The sequence below is a fragment of the Bacillus sp. TE9106W genome, from assembly GCF_054062215.1.
This window is the reverse complement of sequence record NZ_JBSSFA010000004.1, coordinates 252,627-272,312: the sequence shown is the minus strand read 5'-3', so window position 1 is coordinate 272,312 and position 19,686 is coordinate 252,627. Positions and strand designations below refer to the sequence as shown.

19 protein-coding genes and 1 other annotated feature are annotated in these 19,686 nt (G+C 36.4%); all 19 genes read left to right on the top strand.

Annotation, left to right across the window (positions count from 1 at the left end; all coding sequences use genetic code 11):
* Positions 1 to 11 precede the first annotated feature (11 nt).
* The 19 genes from mraY to ileS2 all read left to right on the top strand — a co-directional run bounded on the left by mraY (position 12) and on the right by ileS2 (position 19,674).
* Entirely contained in the window at positions 12 to 986 is a 975-nt protein-coding gene (gene mraY, locus ACVWY7_RS10310; protein WP_062923009.1) for a phospho-N-acetylmuramoyl-pentapeptide-transferase, read from the top strand.
* Positions 987 to 2,339, top strand: coding sequence for a UDP-N-acetylmuramoyl-L-alanine--D-glutamate ligase (murD, locus tag ACVWY7_RS10305; protein ID WP_000860106.1), 1,353 nt, complete (start codon positions 987 to 989; stop codon positions 2,337 to 2,339).
* A 90-nt stretch (positions 2,340 to 2,429) separates the two neighbouring features.
* A complete protein-coding gene (gene spoVE / locus ACVWY7_RS10300) occupies positions 2,430 to 3,521 on the top strand; it encodes a stage V sporulation protein E (RefSeq protein WP_000753510.1) in 1,092 nt (363 codons plus the stop codon).
* A gap of 105 nt (positions 3,522 to 3,626) precedes the next feature.
* The gene (murG, locus tag ACVWY7_RS10295; protein ID WP_001265416.1) at positions 3,627 to 4,721 is read left to right on the top strand and encodes an undecaprenyldiphospho-muramoylpentapeptide beta-N-acetylglucosaminyltransferase; all 1,095 of its coding nucleotides are present in this window, start codon (positions 3,627 to 3,629) and stop codon (positions 4,719 to 4,721) included.
* Positions 4,722 to 4,782: 61 nt separating this feature from the next.
* Positions 4,783 to 5,688 (top strand): UDP-N-acetylmuramate dehydrogenase, encoded by a 906-nt coding sequence (gene murB, locus ACVWY7_RS10290; protein WP_000437036.1) that lies wholly within the window; start codon positions 4,783 to 4,785, stop codon positions 5,686 to 5,688.
* Positions 5,689 to 5,786: 98 nt separating this feature from the next.
* Positions 5,787 to 6,557, top strand: a complete 771-nt coding sequence (gene divIB / locus ACVWY7_RS10285; RefSeq protein WP_000798222.1) for a cell division protein DivIB — start codon at positions 5,787 to 5,789, stop codon at positions 6,555 to 6,557.
* A gap of 400 nt (positions 6,558 to 6,957) precedes the next feature.
* Positions 6,958 to 8,265 (top strand): cell division protein FtsA, encoded by a 1,308-nt coding sequence (ftsA, locus tag ACVWY7_RS10280; RefSeq protein ID WP_001087551.1) that lies wholly within the window; start codon positions 6,958 to 6,960, stop codon positions 8,263 to 8,265.
* A gap of 39 nt (positions 8,266 to 8,304) precedes the next feature.
* The gene (ftsZ, locus tag ACVWY7_RS10275) at positions 8,305 to 9,459 is read left to right on the top strand and encodes a cell division protein FtsZ (RefSeq protein ID WP_000888987.1); all 1,155 of its coding nucleotides are present in this window, start codon (positions 8,305 to 8,307) and stop codon (positions 9,457 to 9,459) included.
* 313 nt (positions 9,460 to 9,772) lie between these two features.
* Entirely contained in the window at positions 9,773 to 10,690 is a 918-nt protein-coding gene (gene spoIIGA, locus ACVWY7_RS10270) for a sigma-E processing peptidase SpoIIGA (protein WP_073524679.1), read from the top strand.
* Positions 10,691 to 10,709: 19 nt separating this feature from the next.
* On the top strand, positions 10,710 to 11,429 hold the full coding sequence (gene sigE / locus ACVWY7_RS10265; RefSeq protein WP_000976948.1) for an RNA polymerase sporulation sigma factor SigE: 720 nt from the start codon (positions 10,710 to 10,712) through the stop codon (positions 11,427 to 11,429).
* A 157-nt stretch (positions 11,430 to 11,586) separates the two neighbouring features.
* Positions 11,587 to 12,366, top strand: coding sequence for an RNA polymerase sporulation sigma factor SigG (sigG, locus tag ACVWY7_RS10260; protein WP_000197753.1), 780 nt, complete (start codon positions 11,587 to 11,589; stop codon positions 12,364 to 12,366).
* 163 nt (positions 12,367 to 12,529) lie between these two features.
* Entirely contained in the window at positions 12,530 to 12,814 is a 285-nt protein-coding gene (locus ACVWY7_RS10255) for a YlmC/YmxH family sporulation protein (RefSeq protein WP_033682636.1), read from the top strand.
* Between the two features lie 118 nt (positions 12,815 to 12,932).
* Entirely contained in the window at positions 12,933 to 13,751 is an 819-nt protein-coding gene (gene pgeF, locus ACVWY7_RS10250; protein ID WP_000572370.1) for a peptidoglycan editing factor PgeF, read from the top strand.
* The gene (locus tag ACVWY7_RS10245) at positions 13,748 to 14,422 is read left to right on the top strand and encodes a YggS family pyridoxal phosphate-dependent enzyme (protein WP_000218170.1); all 675 of its coding nucleotides are present in this window, start codon (positions 13,748 to 13,750) and stop codon (positions 14,420 to 14,422) included. Before pgeF ends, ACVWY7_RS10245 begins: the two co-directional genes overlap by 4 nt.
* A gap of 19 nt (positions 14,423 to 14,441) precedes the next feature.
* Positions 14,442 to 14,912, top strand: a complete 471-nt coding sequence (locus ACVWY7_RS10240; RefSeq protein WP_000119136.1) for a cell division protein SepF — start codon at positions 14,442 to 14,444, stop codon at positions 14,910 to 14,912.
* 6 nt (positions 14,913 to 14,918) lie between these two features.
* A complete protein-coding gene (locus tag ACVWY7_RS10235) occupies positions 14,919 to 15,182 on the top strand; it encodes a YggT family protein (RefSeq protein ID WP_000450918.1) in 264 nt (87 codons plus the stop codon).
* Between the two features lie 15 nt (positions 15,183 to 15,197).
* Complete coding sequence (locus ACVWY7_RS10230) at positions 15,198 to 15,965, top strand: YlmH family RNA-binding protein (RefSeq protein WP_000029723.1); 768 nt, start codon at positions 15,198 to 15,200, stop codon at positions 15,963 to 15,965.
* An 89-nt stretch (positions 15,966 to 16,054) separates the two neighbouring features.
* Positions 16,055 to 16,561: a septum site-determining protein DivIVA gene (gene divIVA / locus ACVWY7_RS10225; protein ID WP_001131611.1), complete on the top strand. Its 507-nt coding sequence runs from the start codon at positions 16,055 to 16,057 to the stop codon at positions 16,559 to 16,561.
* Between the two features lie 51 nt (positions 16,562 to 16,612).
* Positions 16,613 to 16,837, top strand: a binding site (T-box leader).
* Between the two features lie 71 nt (positions 16,838 to 16,908).
* Positions 16,909 to 19,674, top strand: a complete 2,766-nt coding sequence (gene ileS2, locus ACVWY7_RS10220; RefSeq protein WP_000455930.1) for an isoleucine--tRNA ligase — start codon at positions 16,909 to 16,911, stop codon at positions 19,672 to 19,674.
* Positions 19,675 to 19,686 lie beyond the last annotated feature (12 nt).

Sequence of the window (19,686 nt, the reverse complement as noted above, 5' to 3'; positions counted from 1 at the left end):
GAGGACTACATGTGCTTGAGCAAGGTTTATTAGTAACGGCTGGGGTAGCATTCTTAATTTCTGTTGCCCTTTCGCCATTGTTTATTCCATTTTTAAGAAAATTAAAGTTCGGACAGAGTATTCGTGATGAGGGACCAAAGTCACATCAAAAAAAATCAGGAACACCGACAATGGGTGGTATTGTCATATATGTATCTATGATGGTAACTTCACTTATTATGGCAATTAAGTTTAAGCATTTAGGTGCAGAAGTTTCGTTATTACTATTAGTAACATTTGGTTACGGATTGATTGGATTTTTAGATGACTACATAAAGGTAGTTAAGAAGAGAAATCTTGGTTTGACATCAAAACAAAAATTAGTAGGTCAGCTTGTCATTGCAATTGCGTTCTTTTTAATTGGAAAAGGGCAAGCGTTCCACACATACATTATGATTCCGGGAACGGATGTTAAGTTTGAATTAGGTTGGGCGTATTTTGTACTTGTACTATTTATGCTTATTGGTGGATCAAATGCAGTTAACTTAACTGACGGTTTAGATGGTTTATTATCAGGAACAGCTGCTATTGCATTTGGAGCATTTAGTATTATTGCTGTGGCACAAGAGCAATTTGGAGTAGCGATATTCTGTATGGCAGTTGTAGGAGCTGTACTTGGATTTTTAGTATTCAATGCGAATCCAGCAAAAGTGTTTATGGGAGATACAGGTTCATTAGCTTTAGGTGGAGCCATTGCAGCTGTAGCGATTTTATTAAAACAAGAATTGCTACTTGTAATCATTGGCGGAGTATTCGTAATGGAAACTTTATCGGTTATTATTCAGGTCATTTCATTTAAAACAACAGGAAAACGTGTCTTTAAAATGAGCCCATTACACCATCATTATGAATTATGTGGTTGGTCAGAGTGGCGTGTTGTTGTAACGTTTTGGTCTGTAGGATTTTTATTAGCTGTGTTAGGAATTTATATCGGGGTGTGGATGTAATTGAAAACTGTAACTGAATTTCAAAATAAGAATATTCTTGTATTAGGCATTGCAAAAAGTGGTTATGCAGCAGCTACATTGCTACAAAAGTTAGGGGCAAATGTTATTGTAAATGACGGAAAGCCTTTAGCAGATAATGTACTTGCTGCAGAATTACAAACAAAAGGAATGGACGTTGTATGCGGTGGTCATCCTTTAGAATTATTAGAGAGAAATATTTCTCTTGTAGTAAAAAACCCAGGAATCCCGTATTCTAATCCAATATTAGTTGCTGCGAAAGAAAAGCAAATTCCAATTGTTACAGAAGTTGAATTAGCATATCGTATTTCAGAAGCACCATTTGTTGGGATTACGGGATCTAACGGTAAAACGACGACGACAATGCTTACATTTGAAATGCTAAAAGAAGGACAGAAGCATCCGGTAATTGCAGGGAACATTGGAACTGTAGCGTGTGAAGTTGCACAGGATGCAAAAGAAAATGAAGTTGTAGTTACAGAACTTTCATCGTTCCAATTGATGGGAGTAGAATTGTTCCAACCTAAAATTGCTGCGTTTTTAAATTTATTTGAGGCCCACTTAGATTATCATGGGACGAAGAAAGAATATGGTTTAGCAAAAGCAAATATTTTTAAAAACCAAACAGAAAATGATTATAGTGTAATAAATGCAGATGATGCAGATGTGATGGCTTTATCTGCTTATAGTAAAGGTCAAAAAGTACTATTCTCAACAACGCAAGAAATTGAAGATGGTGCGTGTATAAAAGATAACGCTCTTTATTTTAAAGCTGAAAAAGTTGTTGAAGTAGACGATATCGTTTTACCGGGTCAACATAATTTAGAAAATATTTTAGCAGCGATGAGTATCGCAAAATTATTGGGTGTTTCTAACGAAGCGATTACGGCGGTGTTAAAACGTTTTACAGGTGTAAAACATCGTTTAGAATATGTAACAACTATAAACAACCGTAAGTTTTATAATGACTCAAAAGCAACGAATATGTTAGCGACAGAGAAAGCTTTATCTGCGTTTACACAACCGACTGTGTTATTAGCAGGTGGGCTTGATCGTGGGAATGAGTTTGATGATTTAATTCCGTATTTCAAAAATGTTAAAGCGATTGTAACATTTGGACAAACCGCTCCAAAATTAGTAAGAGCCGCAGAAAAAGCGGGACTAGATACAATTGAAAGTGTCGATACTTTAGATGAAGCGGTAGTGAAAGCTTATGCTCATTCTACAGATGGCGATGTAATTCTTCTTTCTCCAGCATGTGCAAGCTGGGATCAATTTAAAACATTTGAAGAAAGAGGAGACATTTTTATACAAGCTGTGCATAAACTTATATAAAGTAAATCAAAACATCAGTAGGCTAACACCTACTGATGTTTTGTTACATAGGGCAAAAGTTTCTGCCTAAAGAGGTGGTGTTTATGGGTAATGAAGAAAACGCCTGATTTTATTCTCATCATCGTTACACTTGCGTTGTTAACAATCGGAATGATTATGGTTTATAGTGCGAGTGCGGTTTGGGCCTCTTATAAAATGGGGGACTCGTTCTTTTTTGCGAAAAGGCAATTGCTATTCGCAGGTCTTGGTGTAGTGGCTATGTTTTTTATTATGAAAATTGATTATTGGGTGTGGCGTACGTATTCAAAAGTAATTTTGCTAGTTTGCTTCATTCTTCTTATTCTCGTTCTTATTCCTGGAGTAGGTCTTGTTCGAGGAGGAGCGCGAAGTTGGATTGGAATCGGGGCATTTTCCATTCAACCGTCCGAATTTATGAAGTTTGCGATGATTATCTTCTTAGCGAAATTTTTAGCGGAACGACAAAAATTAATTACCTCTTTTAAACGTGGTTTACTACCAGCTCTAGGTTTTGTATTTCTTGCTTTCGGAATGATTATGTTACAGCCAGATCTTGGTACAGGAACGGTAATGGTCGGTACATGTATCATTATGATATTTATCTCGGGAGCAAGGGTCTTTCACTTTGCAATGTTTGGTTTGCTTGGTGTAGCAGGATTTGTAGGGCTAATTGCATCAGCACCGTATCGGATGAAACGTATTACATCATATTTAGATCCGTGGTCAGATCCGCTTGGAAGTGGATTTCAAATTATTCAATCGTTACTCGCAATTGGACCGGGTGGATTATTCGGGCTTGGACTTGGACAAAGTCGACAAAAGTTTCTTTATTTACCTGAACCGCAAACAGACTTTATATTTGCAATCTTATCCGAGGAATTAGGTTTTATTGGTGGTTCATTTGTGTTATTATTATTTAGTCTATTATTATGGCGTGGGATTCGTATAGCTTTAGGAGCGCCAGATTTATATGGTACGTTTTTAGCAGTAGGTATTGTGGCGATGATTGCGATTCAAGTAATGATTAATGTTGGTGTTGTAACAGGATTGATGCCTGTTACGGGTATTACTTTACCGTTTTTAAGTTATGGTGGATCAAGTTTGACATTAATGTTAATGGCAGTAGGTGTATTATTAAATATAAGTCGCCATTCTCGCTACTAAACCCTGTTTTATAAGACAGGGTTTTTCGTATGTGCGTGAAGAAACAATATGTATATAGAAATAAATACGACTGAAATAAGAAAAAGAGAAGCGGAGGAGTTAGTAGTGCGTGTATTAGTAAGTGGTGGGGGCACTGGAGGTCATATTTATCCGGCTCTTGCTTTAATAAGAGAAATAAAAAAATTAAATCCGGAAGCAAGATTTTTATATATTGGTACGGAAAATGGATTAGAGAGTACAATCGTGCCAAAAGCAGGTATACCGTTTCAATCTATTGTTATAAGTGGATTTAAGCGTAAAATATCGTTAGATAACGTGAAAACGGTGATGCGTTTCCTAAAAGGTGTACAAGACAGTAAGCGATATATTCGTCGTTTCAATCCAGATATTGTAATTGGAACGGGTGGATATGTATGTGGACCTGTTGTATATGCTGCGGCAAAATTAGGTATTCCAACTATTGTACATGAACAAAATAGTGTACCTGGTGTAACGAATAAATTTTTAAGTCGCTATGTTGATAAAGTTGCAGTTTGTTTTGAAGCGGCTGCAGAACATTTTCCACAGTCAAAAGTGGTCATGACAGGAAATCCACGAGCGTCAGAAGTAATGGATCAAAATGGAATGAAAGGAAAACGTTCAGTAGGTTTATCCCTTCCTAAAAAATCCGTGCTTATTTTTGGTGGAAGCCGTGGGGCTAGACCAATTAACGATGCTTTCGTAGAGGCAATTGAACAGTTTGGAAATAAAAGTTACGAAATATTGTATGTAACAGGTGAAGTTCATTATGACAAAGTGATGGAAGCAGTGAAGCAAAAAGGGAATCCGAATAATGTTATTATTAAACCCTTCATTCATAATATGCCAGAAGTACTTACAGGTGTAGATCTTGTTGTTTCAAGAGCTGGGGCAACAACACTTGCAGAATTAACAGCGTTAGGTAAGCCAAGTGTGTTAATTCCGAGTCCGTATGTAACAAATAACCATCAGGAAAAAAATGCACGTTCTGTTGTCGATAAAGGAGCAGCAAAAATGTTGCTTGAAAAAGATTTAACAGCTGAAACACTTATTCGTGATATTGATGAGATTTTATTAGATGCACAAACATTACAAAATATGAAGCTTGCTGCTGGGCAATTAGGTATTCCAGATGCAGCAAATAAGCTGTATGAAGTCATGAATAAGCTTGTAAAAAAATAACGTTAGGTGAACGCCCTGCATACTACTGTAATAAGGATGCTTAGTATGGGGGAGATTGTTTATGGAGCAATTAGTAAATGAGCTTATAGAAGCAAATGTTGGTCGCGTGTTAGTGGATGAACCGTTAGCACGTTATACCACTATGAAAATAGGTGGGCCAGCTGATATTTTAATTGTGCCAAAGCATGTTGCTGGTATTGAAAAAACGTTACAGTTAGTAAAGAAATATAAAACAAAGTGGACTGTAATTGGTCGTGGTTCGAACCTTCTTGTATCTGATCTAGGTATAGAAGGTGCCGTTATTCGTTTAGGAGAAGGATTAGACCACTTAGAAGTCGAAAAACATAGAGTAAGAGTTGGTGGTGGGTATCCCCTAATTAAATTATCAACTTTACTTAGTCGTCAAGGGTTAGCCGGTCTGGAGTTCGCAAGTGGTATTCCGGGAAGTGTTGGCGGTGCAGTGTATATGAATGCAGGAGCACATAAATCGGATATATCAAACATATTATCAAAAGCTCTTATTTTGTTTGAAGACGGAACAATTGACTGGTTAACGCATGGAGAAATGGAGTTTTCCTATCGTACATCTGTATTGCAAACGAAACGTCCTGGTATTGTTTTGGAGGCTGAGTTTCAATTACAGATAGGTGAGCGTGAGAGAATTGTAAGTGTTATGCAAAAGAATAAAGATTACCGTCGTGAGACACAGCCATGGAATCATCCGTGTGCAGGAAGTGTGTTTCGGAATCCAACTCCATACTTTGCAGGAGATTTAATAGAAAAGGCAGGGCTTCGTGGTTATCAAATAGGTGGGGCTCAAATTTCTGAAATGCATGGAAATTTTATTATTAATACTGGGGGAGCCAGCGCGCAAGATGTCTTATCTTTAATTGCATTAATAAAACAAACAATTAAGGATAAATTTGGCGTAGAAATGCATACAGAAGTAGAAATCATTGGAAGATAACGGTTATTCGTTCCGCTCATTATCATTTATGTTATAATAAGAAGATAAGAACGGCATGAGGAACATGCCGTTCTTTATGTTACGTAGGGGGATCGTACATGAAAAATAGTAAAGTAATTAAACTACAGGATCGTGTACCAAAGTTAAAAAATCAACAGAAGAAAAAGAAGAAAAATGTTAATCATCGGTTGATTTTATACATATCAATTTTATTTTTATTAGTGCTCTTTTTAATTTATTTTCGATCTCCGCTTAGCAATATAAAAAAGATAAGTGTGTTTGGAAATCATTATATGACAGATGAACAAGTGATGAAGGAATCAGGTGTGACGTATGATACAAGTTATTTCCGGGTGACAGCACATAAAGCAGAAGAAAACTTAACGAAACGAAAAGAAATTAAAGCAGTAAATGTAAAGAAACGTTTTCCAAATAAAATTGACGTTCATATTGAGGAATATTTAACGATTGGTTATATAAACAAAGATGGGAAATTACAACCGTTATTAGAGAATGGGAAAACACTTGATGTACTCCCGAACGGAAAGCTTCCTGTTGCAGCGCCAATTTTTGAACCTTTTAAAGAGGAGAAGATGAAGGAGTTAATTGCTGAGCTTGAAAAATTAACACCAACTATTTTAAGGTCTATTTCTGAAATTCGTTATTCACCGACGAATGCGAATGAAGACCATCTTACTTTATATATGAATGAAGGGTATGAAGTGAGCACTACGATTCAAAATTTTGCAAAACGTATGGAAGCTTATCCGCTTATCTTAAAAACAATTGAGCCGGGTAAAAAGGTATTAATTGACTTAGAAGTAGGGGCGTATACGAAAGAATTAGGAGCGGAAGAAAAAAAAGAATAGAATGATAGTTTTCAATACGTTATCGTAGAAAAAACGAAACGAACGTTCTGCTTGATGCATAGGAATTTACAAGAATGGTTCATTTGATGAAAAATATGTAAAAATTCTTAGATTCATACTAGGATTGGTACAAGTTTCACTTTTCTATGAGTACATCTTAGTGTAGACTTATACTTGGCGGTAATCTTTACACTTGAAATAGAATTATTTCAAGATAAGCAGTTATTCATAGTTTACTGCGATATTCTTAAATGAATGTTAAATAAAAATAAGAAAAATATAGGGTTAAAAAAGGGAAACGTATAAAGACGTTGAATATTTTTCTTATAAATAGTAAAGTTGCGATTGTTGTTCCATATATTGAGTTGTATGGTATAAATAAAGAAGGAGGTGCCAAAGAATGAACAGCAATGAAATATATGTTAGTCTTGACATCGGTACATCCAATGTTAAAGTCATCATTGGTGAAATGGTTAATGACAGCTTAAACATTATTGGTGTTGGAAATGTGAAATCAAATGGTTTAAAGAAGGGATCGATAGTTGATATAGACGAGACTGTTCGATCAATTAAAAAAGCAATTGAACAAGCTGAGCGTATGGTGGGAATCCACATTGAGCAAGTTGTAGTGGGTGTCAATGCAAACCAGGTACAGCTACTTCCTTGTCACGGAGTAGTCGCTGTTTCAAATGAAGATCGTGAAATCGGGAATGAAGATGTCTTACGCGTTCTAGATGCAGCACAAGTTGTGTCAATTGCTCCAGAACGTGAGTTTATTGATGTGGTACCTCGACAGTTCATTGTAGACGGTCTTGACGAGATTAACGATCCACGCGGGATGATCGGTGTAAGATTAGAAATGGAAGGTACACTTATTACAGGCTCGAGAACTTTACTACATAACCTACTTCGTTGTGTAGAAAAAGCAGGTCTTGAAATTGTTGATATTTGTCTTCAACCTTTAGCGGCTGCAACAGTTGCTATATCTTCAGATGAAAAAAATAGAGGAGTAGCCCTTGTTGATATGGGGGGAGGATCTACAACTTTATCTATTTTTAAAGATGGAGAGTTACAAGCGACGAGCGTATTACCATTAGGTGGAGACCATATAACGAAGGATATTGCGATTGGGTTGAAGACTTCAACAGAAAACGCAGATCAAATTAAGTTGAAATATGGACATGCTTTTTATGATACAGCGTCTGAAGAAGAGATGTTTACGGTTCCTATTATGGGAAGCGATCAAACAGAACAATATTCTCAGTTGGAATTATCGGATATAATAGAGGCTCGTGTAGAGGAAATTTTAATGTTTGTTCAAGATGAAGTGCGTAAGTTAGGAGTAAAGCAAGTAGCTTCTGGTTATGTACTAACTGGTGGAATTGCTTCTATGCCAGGTGTCCTTGATCTTGCATATGATATTTTACATGAAAATGTTCGTATAGCAACTCCTGATTATATTGGTGTGCGTGAGCCACAATATACAAGTGGAGTAGGATTAATTAAACATTCTTATCAAAAAGCTAAATTACGTGGGAAAAATGTGCAGGAAAAGCAAGAGCATTTTGAACCAGTACCAGCACCAGCTCCAGCGCCGGTACAACAGCAACCTGCGAAACAAAAAACTCGTAATCAAAACAATAATAATCAAAATGATGACCGTATGATGTCAAAAGTAAAACGTGTATTCCGTTATTTATGGGATTAAAATTGGACACGAAAAATGAGGTTCTAGGGGGATTTCGACATGTTAGAGTTTGATACTACTCAAGATCAATTAGCGAATATAAAAGTTATCGGTGTCGGCGGTGGCGGAAACAATGCTGTAAACCGTATGATTGAACACGGTGTACAAGGTGTAGACTTTATCGCTGTGAATACTGATGCACAAGCATTGAATCTATCAAAAGCTGAAACGAAAATGCAAATTGGTGGAAAATTAACACGCGGACTTGGTGCAGGTGCAAACCCTGAAGTAGGGAAAAAAGCTGCAGAAGAAAGTAAAGAACAGATACAAGAAGCACTTCGTGGTGCAGATATGGTCTTCGTAACTGCTGGTATGGGCGGCGGAACTGGAACTGGTGCAGCTCCAGTTGTTGCTCAAGTGGCAAAAGAACTAGGTGCATTAACAGTTGGTGTTGTAACACGTCCATTTACATTTGAAGGACGTAAGCGTGCAACGCAAGCGGCATCTGGTATTGCGGCATTTAAAGAAAATGTAGATACACTTATTGTAATTCCAAACGATCGCTTATTAGAGATTGTTGATAAAAACACGCCAATGTTAGAGGCATTCCGTGAAGCGGATAACGTATTACGTCAAGGTGTTCAAGGTATTTCTGATTTAATTGCAACACCAGGTTTAATTAACTTAGACTTCGCAGACGTAAAAACAATTATGTCTAATAGAGGTTCTGCTTTAATGGGTATTGGTTCTGGTAATGGGGAAAATCGTGCTGCTGAAGCTGCGAAAAAAGCGATTTCTAGTCCATTATTAGAAACATCTATTGATGGAGCTCAAGGTGTTATCATGAACATTACGGGTGGAGCTAACTTAAGCTTATACGAAGTACAAGAAGCAGCAGATATTGTAGCTTCAGCTTCGGATCCAGAAGTAAATATGATCTTCGGTTCTGTTATTAATGAAGGATTAAAAGATGATATCGTTGTAACTGTAATTGCAACTGGTTTTGATGATAGCATTGCAACTCAACCACCAAAACCAATTATCCGTCCGAATGTGAATCACACGCAACAACAGCAACAGCCAGTAGCGCAACCTCCAAAACAACGTGAAGTAAAACGTGAAATGAAGCGTGAAGAGCCGGTTGTACATGAGCGTCATTCAGATTCAGATGATATCGATATTCCAGCATTCTTACGTAATCGTCGTAGACGATAAAAGAAAAGGAGCTTTCAGGCTCCTTTTTTTGTTTTATACAAGGAAAAGATCTGCTAAGCAGGTCTTTTTTATTTTATATATTTCAATCTATCCCGCTCTTTGCCGGACAGCCCGATTGGTGCGTGGTGATTAAATTGTCACTTTATATATAAATAAAAAAATATAACATTCTATGAAACATATACTTTTATTTTTTACCGACAGATTATGTCTAGAAAGCACAAAATAACAAAAAAACACCTCCGCAAATTGACACACTTTCCTATTGGATATGCATTATACTAGTCTCAACTTAAAAAAAGAGGTGAATTGTTTGGTTGTTTACGCCGACGTTGTTTGGTTGTTAAACGCCTGCATTGATTTTCTTTTACTTTTATTAACAGCTACCGTGTTAAAAAAGAAGATCAAAAGATGGAGGCTTGTGTTAGGGGCATTTATAGGTTCAACCATTGTTATTTTTGCCTTTACTCCTTTTGCTTCTATGATGACACATCCGATTATGAAACTACTGTACTCGTTACTTATTGTGTATACAGCATTTGGGTTTACAACATTTAGAAATTATGCACAAACTGTTTTTACTTTTTACTTTGTAACCTTTATGGTTGGCGGAGGGTTAATGGGCACTCATTTCTTTTTGCAAACGAATGAAATGGTAAATGGGTTGGTTCAATCTCAATCAATTTCTTACGGTGACCCAATTAGTTGGTTGTTCGTTATTTTTGGTTTTCCAGTCATTTATTATTTTTCTAAAAAGCGAATTGAAAGCGTAGAGGTTACAAAAATACACTATGATCAAATTGTGAAATTGAAAATTCAATTAGCTGAAGAGGAACTAGAACTCGCAGGTTTAATTGATAGTGGGAATCAACTTTACGACCCGTTAACGAAAACACCTGTTATGATTATGCATATTTCATCATTAGAACATTGTTTGCCAACTTGGTTAACAGAACAAATTTATTCCAAAACACAGATTCCTCAAATACCAGAAAATGATTCTGGGTGGGCGACAAAATTACGCTTAATTCCTTTCCGAGCAGTAGGAGTAGAGAATCAATTTTTATGGGCAATTAAGCCAGAAAGTGTACAAATTTATCATGAAGGTAGTTCTATTGTCGTGAATAAAGTATTGATTGGATTAAATACACAACAGTTGTCAACCAATGGAGAGTATCAATGTATTGTGCATCCAAAAATGTTGATTTCGCAAAAAATGGTAATTGCTTAATAATGGGAGGCGGGATAATATGATGAAATTAAAATTTTATTTAGTATACCTTTGGTATAAAGTATTGTTGAAATTAGGAATTAAGACCGATGAAATTTATTACATTGGTGGAAGTGAAGCGTTACCACCGCCGTTAACGAAAGAAGAAGAGGAAGTTTTATTAAATAAATTGCCAAAAGGAGATCAGGCGGCAAGGTCGTTACTGATTGAACGTAATTTACGGCTAGTCGTATATATAGCCAGAAAGTTTGAAAATACAGGGATAAATATTGAAGATTTGATTAGCATTGGAACAATCGGGCTTATTAAAGCGGTAAATACATTTAATCCAGAAAAGAAAATAAAATTAGCAACATATGCCTCACGTTGTATCGAAAATGAAATCTTAATGCATTTGCGCCGGAATAATAAAAATCGTTCAGAAGTTTCTTTTGATGAACCACTTAACATCGATTGGGACGGGAATGAACTTTTATTATCAGATGTATTAGGGACAGACGATGATATTATTACAAAAGATTTAGAAGCTACTGTTGATCGTCATCTTTTAATGAAAGCATTACATCAATTGAATGATCGTGAAAAACAAATTATGGAACTTCGGTTTGGGCTTGCTGGAGGAGAGGAAAAGACGCAAAAAGATGTGGCGGATATGCTTGGGATTTCACAGTCATACATTTCGCGTTTAGAAAAAAGAATCATAAAAAGATTACGAAAAGAATTTAATAAAATGGTGTAAAGAATAAGACCAGCCGTTATGTAGGCTGGTCTTTTTCATTTTCGTTGTATGAGGAGAGACAACGAAAATGAAAAATGAAGAGAAAACCGCATGCATAAAATCCCCTTCAAAGGAAATACTTTACACTGTACAGCAACTCCCGATAGGAGGGAACACTTTGACGAGAAACAAAGTAGAAATTTGCGGTGTTGATACAGCTAAACTTCCCGTACTAAAAAATGATGAAATGCGTAAATTATTTCGTGAAATGCAAAGTGGAGAGATAAGCGCAAGAGAGAAATTAGTGAATGGAAACTTACGTCTTGTACTGAGCGTCATCCAAAGATTTAATAACAGAGGAGAATATGTTGACGATTTATTTCAAGTTGGTTGTATTGGACTTATGAAATCCATTGATAATTTTGATTTAGGCCAAAATGTAAAATTTTCAACGTATGCTGTGCCGATGATTATTGGGGAAATACGCAGATATTTGCGTGATAACAATCCGATTCGCGTATCTCGCTCATTACGAGATATTGCGTATAAAGCGTTACAAGTAAGAGAAAAGTTGATTGCAGAAAATTCAAAAGAACCAACAGCAATGGATATTGCAAAAGTGCTTGAAGTGACTCATGAAGAAATCGTTTTTGCTTTAGATGCAATTCAAGATCCAGTTTCATTATTTGAGCCGATTTATAACGATGGGGGAGATCCTATTTTTGTTATGGACCAGTTAAGTGATGAAAAACAAAAGGACGAGCAGTGGGTTGAAGAGTTAGCACTAAAAGAAGGAATGAAGCGTTTAAATGATCGTGAGAAAATGATTATTCGAAAACGTTTCTTCCAAGGAAAAACACAAATGGAAGTTGCAGAAGAAATTGGGATTTCTCAAGCGCAAGTGTCACGTTTAGAGAAATCAGCTATTAAACAAATGAATAAGACGATTCAAGGATAAGGTTTCACCATTTATGGTGAAACCTTTTTATATGTAACATAGTTTGTTTTGGCTCATAGTAGGGGAGAGATGTTCATATATTGAAAATAATATGTGGTTAGTAGAGGGTACTTCCTGTTCATTTGAGAAACAGTTTTTCAATTCGTCATATATAAGGGAGAGGATGAAAGTGATAAGAATTTCGGAATTGCAGATGAAAGATATAATAAATGTTTCAGATGGAAAAAGGCTTGGGAATATTGGAGATATTGAAATTGATATGAACACAGGGAAAATCGAATCAATAATTATTTCCAAACAGGCACGTATGTTAGGTATTTTTGGGAAAGATGTAGAAATTGTAATTCCTTGGAAGGAAATTGTGAAAATTGGGGAGGATGTCATACTTGTTAGAGTAAATACTGTTAATTCTGTAACAGAAACAATACAAACACCGACAATTTCATAAAGAATATTACAAATTCCTCTTTTTTTTCTGTTGGCATTATGAAAAAATAAAAGTATGGTAAAATAGACAGGAAGTACCATGCTTTTTTATGTTATTTTAATTAAAAGGAGCCGCTGTTATGATAGAACCATTTAAATATGTGGACGGTATACTGTATTTACAAGCGTGGAAAGAACTTGGAAACATTACTGCTGGATTTACGACAAAAGATGGTGGGGTAAGTACGGGCTCCTTTCATGCGATGAATTTAGGATTACATGTGAATGATATCGTGGAGAACGTTCATGAAAATAGACGCATTTTAGCAAATAAGTTACAGAAGCCATTAGAAAACTGGATTTGCTCTGAACAAGTTCATGATCATCATGTTGAAAAAGTAGGACAACAGGAAAAAGGAAGTGGCGTTTATTCATATGAAGACGGCATTTCAAAAACAGATGGCATTTATACGACTAATAATGATGTTCTTTTAACATCTTGTTACGCGGATTGTGTTCCACTCTATTTTTATGCGCCATCACATGATATGATAGGACTTGCGCATGCTGGATGGAAAGGGACTGTAAAAGAGATTGCAAAGGAAATGATTCAAAAATGGAATGCAGAAGGGATTTCAAGTGATGAAATTCATGTTGCAATTGGACCAGCAATTGGATCTTGTTGTTACGTTGTTGATGATCGAGTGTTAACAGCAGCAGAGCAAGTAGTAAACGGTTCTGTTCCCTATAAAAAAGTTTCTGACGGACAGTACGCAATTGATTTAAAAGAAATTAATCGTATATTATGTGTACAAGCAGGCATAAAAGAAGAGAATATTGTAATGTCATCTCTTTGTACAAGCTGTGAAGAACAACTGTTTTTCTCTCATCGTCGTGATCAAGGTAAGACAGGGAGAATGTTGAGTTTCATAGGTTTTAAGGAGGATGAAAGCAAGTGACAGTACAAACAAATTTAACAACTGTAAACGAAGCAATTAAACAATCTTGCGCGCGAGCGGGACGTTCTTTGCAAGATATTAAACTCGTTGCGGTTACAAAAACGGTAGGAATTGAAAAAACAAACGAAGTAATTGAAGCTGGAATTATCGATTTAGGTGAAAATAGAAATGAAGGTTTCTTACAGAAGTACGAACATTTCGGTTCAAAAGTGAATTGGCATTTTATTGGATCATTACAAACGAGAAAAGTAAAAGAAATTATTAATGAAATCGATTATTTACATTCATTAGATCGTCTTTCACTTGCAAAAGAAATTCAAAAACGTGCGAATAAGAAGGTGAAATGTTTTATTCAAGTGAAAACATCATCTGAAGAATCCAAGCAAGGATTGGCAATAGAAGAAACAGTTTCTTTTATTCAAAGTTTGCAAGAATTGGATAAGATTGAAGTGGTAGGATTAATGACAATGGCTCCGTTTACAGAAGAAGAGGAAGAAATTAGACGCTGTTTTAAGGAGTTACGTATGCTACAAAAAGAGGTGCAGGGGCTAGAATTATTACATGCACCATGCAAAGAATTATCAATGGGAATGTCTAATGATTACACGATTGCAATTGAAGAAGGTGCTACATATATTCGTTTGGGGACGATTTTAGTAGGAAAAGCGTAAAAGGAAGGAGAATCTTATTATGAGTTGGTCAAAAGTAAAATACTTCTTTTTTGATACACCTGAAGAAAAAGAAGCAGCTCAATATAGTTATGAAAAGGAGCAAACAGACATGAAGAAGCAGCAAGATCCGCCAGAACAACAAGATGTTACGTTTCCAAAAGCGCAACCGAAACAAAATGTTGTGAGCATTGAAACAGCAAAGCAATCTTCAAAAGTTGTTTTATTAGAACCACGCACATATTCAGAAGCGCAAGGAATTGCAGACCATTTAAAAGGTAGACGAGCTGTTGTGATTAATTTACAACGAATGTCTACTGATCAAGCTGTACGTATCGTTGACTTTTTAAGTGGTACTGTATACGCTATAGGCGGGGACATTCAAAAAATAGGACCGAAAACATTTATGTGTACGCCTGAAAATGTAGATATTGTTGGTGCAATTTCAGAGTTATTCGGTGAAGAAGAAGACACAAATATAAAGAGGTGGTAATACGCCATGGAAACAGTTTTAAGGCTTTTAGTTACTGCTATCGAGATATACTCGTGGGCACTTATTATTTACATTCTCCTATCATGGTTCCCAGGTGCAAAGGAATCAACTTTCGGAGATTTTCTTGCGCGTATTTGTGAACCGTATTTAGAACCATTTCGCAGATTTATCCCGCCGCTTGGTATGATTGACATCTCACCACTCGTTGCGATTTTTGCGTTGAAACTTGCTACAAGTGGTTTAGTAACTTTATTCGGCTATTTCTTATAGTAAGAGGTTAGATGAATGAGCATCTACGAGCATTTTAGACCTGATGAAGTAGTCTTTGTGGATAAAGTATTAGAGTGGAAACAGGCGGCTGAGTACCATCAAGTGAAGTTAACAGACTTTCTTGATCCAAGACAACAACAAATTGTCACTATGGTAATAGGACAAGGGGATATTGCTGTACAGTTTGATGGTGCAACGTCTCGTGCAGAGCGTAAAAGAGCACTCATTTATCCGGATTATCTAGTAGTAAATGAAGAGGAATTTCAAGTAGAAGTATTGGAAATTGACTATCCTTCCAAGTTTTATACGCTAGAGCATAGGCAAATATTAGGTACATTTATGTCTCTCGGTTTAACGAGAGAAAAATGTGGTGATATTTTGCTTCAAGAAGATCGTGCCCAAATTGTAGTCGCGAAAGAAGTTGTATCTTATATTGAGATGAACTTACAATCTATAGGGAAAGTGAAAGTCTCCTTATCACCAGTGCAAGGAGAAAAAATTCTACAGATACAAGAAACGTGGGGCGAGAAATCTGGAACGGTTTCTTCACTTCGTTTAGATGTTATGTTAGCTGAAATGTTACATATATCTAGACAAAAAGTACAACCTCTCATAAAAAATGGTTTAGTAAAAGTCAATTGGAAAACAGTGGAGCAAACCTCTTATGAATGTTATCCAGGAGATGTTTTTTCAGTGAGAGGGTATGGACGAAGTAAATTGTTTTCTGTAGAAGGTAGAACAAAGCGCGACAAATGGAGAATTTTGTATGGTATACTAAAATGATTGGTTTTTTAGAAGGAAATCCTCCTATTTTGTCGAAGAAAAGATATAATTGAAAGAGGAAATTTAGATAACTACTTGGAGGTGGCGTTGTGCCGTTAACACCATTAGATATTCATAACAAAGAATTTGGTCGCGGATTCCGTGGCTATGATGAGGATCAAGTAAATGAGTTTCTTGATCAAATTATCAAAGATTATGAATTAGTCATTCGTGAGAAAAAAGCTTTAGAAGAAAAAGTTGCGCAATTAGAAGGGAAATTAGATCATTTCTCTAATATTGAAGATACGTTAAACAAATCTATCGTTGTTGCACAAGAAGCAGCGGAAGAAGTAAAACGTAATGCGCAAAAAGAAGCAAAATTAATCGTACGTGAAGCTGAAAAGAATGCAGACCGTATTATTAATGAAGCGTTAGTAAAATCAAGAAAAGTTGCTTTTGATATTGAAGAGCTAAAGAAACAAGCGAAAGTATTCCGCACTCGTTTCCGTATGTTATTAGAAACACAGCTTGAAATGTTAAACAACGATGATTGGGATAAACTAATTGAGTTAGAAGACGAAGTAGACGAGCTGTTGAAAAAAGAAGAAACAGTGTAAGCTTGACGTTTTTCTCATTATTACATATAATTTTAAACAACATATTTATTAAGAAAAACGAAGATAGGGATAAGTACCTTTTTCATACCTTATATAGCGAACTGAGGATGGTGTAAGCTCAGGATAAGGAGATAATGGGAATATCACCCTGGAGTTCCGCGCTGAACAAATAGAGTAAGCGTAGGCGTATATTCGCGTTAAGAATATAAAGAGGATTGTATACATACGTATAGGATCTACTAGGGTGGTACCGCGGGAGACTTTCTCGTCCCTTTTTGGGATGAGAAAGTCTCTTTTTTATTCCGTTTTTTAGGTCTTTCTTTTATACATGTAAGGAGGAATTGAGCATGGAGTACAAAAATACATTACTAATGCCAAAAACAGAGTTCCCAATGCGTGGGAATTTACCAAAACGTGAGCCTGCAATGCAAGAAAAGTGGGCGGAAATGAATATTTATGAAAAGGTACAAGAACATACGAAAGGTCGTCCTTTATTTGTACTGCATGATGGACCTCCATATGCCAATGGTGACATTCATATGGGACATGCATTAAATAAAGTATTAAAAGACTTTATCGTTCGTTATAAATCAATGACTGGTTTCTGTGCACCATATGTGCCAGGTTGGGATACGCACGGTTTACCAATTGAACAAGCTTTAACAAATAAAGGTGTAAAGCGTAAAGAAATGACAGTTGCTGAGTTCCGTAAGTTATGTGCAGAGTATGCATATGAACAAGTAGAACGTCAACGTGAACAATTTAAGCGTTTAGGTGTACGTGCTGATTGGGATAACCCATACATTACTTTAGAGCCAGCTTATGAAGCACAACAAATTAAAGTGTTTGGTGATATGGCGAAAAAAGGTTATATCTATAAAGGACAAAAACCAGTTTACTGGTCACCAACGAGTGAATCAGCTTTAGCGGAAGCTGAAATTGAATACCAAGATAAGAAATCAGCATCTATTTACGTAGCATTCCCTGTTAAAGATGGAAAGAACGTATTAGAAGGTGATGAGAAATACATTATCTGGACAACTACACCTTGGACGTTACCTGCAAACTTAGGTATTTCTGTTCATCCAGAACTTGAATACGCTATTGTAAAAGTAAATGATGAAAAATATATTATTGCTTCTGAACTATTTGAGACAGTTGCAAAAACGTTAGAGTGGGAAAATGCTGAAGTTGTGAAAACGGTAAAAGGTAGCGAACTTGAGTATACAGTTGCAAAACATCCATTCTACGATCGTGATTCATTAGTTATGTTAGGAGATCACGTAACAACAGATGCAGGTACAGGTTGTGTTCATACAGCACCAGGACACGGGGAAGATGACTTTGTTGTTGGTAAAAAGTATGGATTAGAAGTACTTTGCCCAGTTGATGATAAAGGTGTATTAACAGAGGAAGCACCTGGATTTGAAGGCTTATTCTATGATAAAGCTAACAAGCCAATTACAGAAAAATTAGAAGAAGTAGGCGCGTTACTGAAACTAACATTCATTACGCATTCATACCCACATGATTGGAGAACGAAAAAACCAATTATTTTCCGTGCGACAGCACAGTGGTTTGCATCTATTGAAGCATTCCGTAAAGAGTTATTAGAAGCTGTTGCGGAAACAAAATGGGTACCAGCATGGGGCGAAACTCGTCTTCATAACATGGTTCGTGACCGTGGCGACTGGTGTATTTCTCGTCAGCGTGCATGGGGTGTGCCAATTCCTGTATTCTATGCTGAGAATGGTGATCCAATTATTACAGATGAAACAATTAACCACGTAGCAGATTTATTCCGTGAGCACGGTTCTAACGTATGGTTCGAGCGTGAAGCGAAAGATCTATTACCAGAAGGATTCACACATCCAGGTAGCCCGAATGGTGAATTCCGTAAAGAAACAGACATCATGGATGTATGGTTCGACTCAGGTTCTTCTCACCAAGCGGTATTAGAAGAGCGCGATGACTTACAACGTCCAGCTGATTTATATTTAGAAGGATCTGACCAATATCGTGGTTGGTTTAACTCTTCATTATCAACAGCAGTTGCTGTAACAGGCAAAGCTCCATATAAAGGTGTACTAAGCCATGGCTTCGTATTAGATGGTGAAGGACGTAAAATGAGTAAGTCGATTGGAAATATCGTCGTACCGAAGAAAATTATGGATCAATTAGGCGGAGATATTTTACGCTTATGGGTATCTTCTGTTGACTATCAATCTGACGTACGTATTTCAGATGATATTTTAAAACAAGTTGCAGAAGTATATCGTAAAATCCGTAACACATTCCGTTTCTTATTAGGAAACTTAGACGACTTTAAGCCAAGTGAAAATACAGTAGCTGTAGCTGAACTTCGTGAAGTAGATCGTTACATGTTAGTGAAATTAAATGACTTAATTACAAAAGTAAAAGAAGCATATGAGACATACGACTTCGCTGCTGTATATCATGCAATTCATAACTTCTGTACAATTGATTTAAGTTCATTCTACTTAGACTTTGCAAAAGACATTTTATACATTGAAGGTGCGAACCATGAAGATCGTCGTGCAATCCAAACAGTATTATATGATGTTCTTGTTGCATTGACGAAACTTGTAACACCAATCTTACCGCATACAGCTGATGAAGTATGGCCATACATTCCAGGCGTAACAGAAGAAAGTGTACAATTAACGGATATGCCAGAAGCTGTACAATTAGATGATGCGGAAGCATTAAAAACAAAATGGGATGCATTTATGACATTGCGTGATGACGTATTAAAAGCGTTAGAAGTAGCTCGTAATGAGAAGGTAATCGGTAAGTCATTAAATGCAAGCATTACGCTATATCCAACTGCAGAAATGAAAGCTATGTTAGAGTCTATTAACGAAGACTTAAAGCAATTATTCATCGTTTCTGAGTACAAACTTGGTGGCATGATGGAAGAAGCGCCAGCAGATGCACCGAAGTATGAACATACAGCGGTTGTTGTTGCTCAAGCAACTGGTGAAACATGTGAACGTTGTTGGGTAGTTTCAGAAACAATTGGTAAAGACGCTGAACATGAAACATTATGTGAGCGTTGTGCAACGGTTGTTAAAGAAAATTATGTAAAATAATAAGGGATGACT

Coding starts and splice junctions, on each gene's coding strand:
- spoVE (WP_000753510.1), top strand. CDS start 2,430: ATGAAGAAAACGCCTGATTTTATTCTCATCATCGTTACACTTGCGTTG.
- murB (WP_000437036.1), top strand. CDS start 4,783: ATGGAGCAATTAGTAAATGAGCTTATAGAAGCAAATGTTGGTCGCGTG.
- ACVWY7_RS10255 (WP_033682636.1), top strand. CDS start 12,530: ATGAAAGTGATAAGAATTTCGGAATTGCAGATGAAAGATATAATAAAT.
- ileS2 (WP_000455930.1), top strand. CDS start 16,909: ATGGAGTACAAAAATACATTACTAATGCCAAAAACAGAGTTCCCAATG.
- divIB (WP_000798222.1), top strand. CDS start 5,787: ATGAAAAATAGTAAAGTAATTAAACTACAGGATCGTGTACCAAAGTTA.
- pgeF (WP_000572370.1), top strand. CDS start 12,933: ATGATAGAACCATTTAAATATGTGGACGGTATACTGTATTTACAAGCG.
- sigE (WP_000976948.1), top strand. CDS start 10,710: ATGATGAAATTAAAATTTTATTTAGTATACCTTTGGTATAAAGTATTG.
- ACVWY7_RS10240 (WP_000119136.1), top strand. CDS start 14,442: ATGAGTTGGTCAAAAGTAAAATACTTCTTTTTTGATACACCTGAAGAA.
- ftsZ (WP_000888987.1), top strand. CDS start 8,305: ATGTTAGAGTTTGATACTACTCAAGATCAATTAGCGAATATAAAAGTT.
- ftsA (WP_001087551.1), top strand. CDS start 6,958: ATGAACAGCAATGAAATATATGTTAGTCTTGACATCGGTACATCCAAT.
- ACVWY7_RS10230 (WP_000029723.1), top strand. CDS start 15,198: ATGAGCATCTACGAGCATTTTAGACCTGATGAAGTAGTCTTTGTGGAT.
- ACVWY7_RS10235 (WP_000450918.1), top strand. CDS start 14,919: ATGGAAACAGTTTTAAGGCTTTTAGTTACTGCTATCGAGATATACTCG.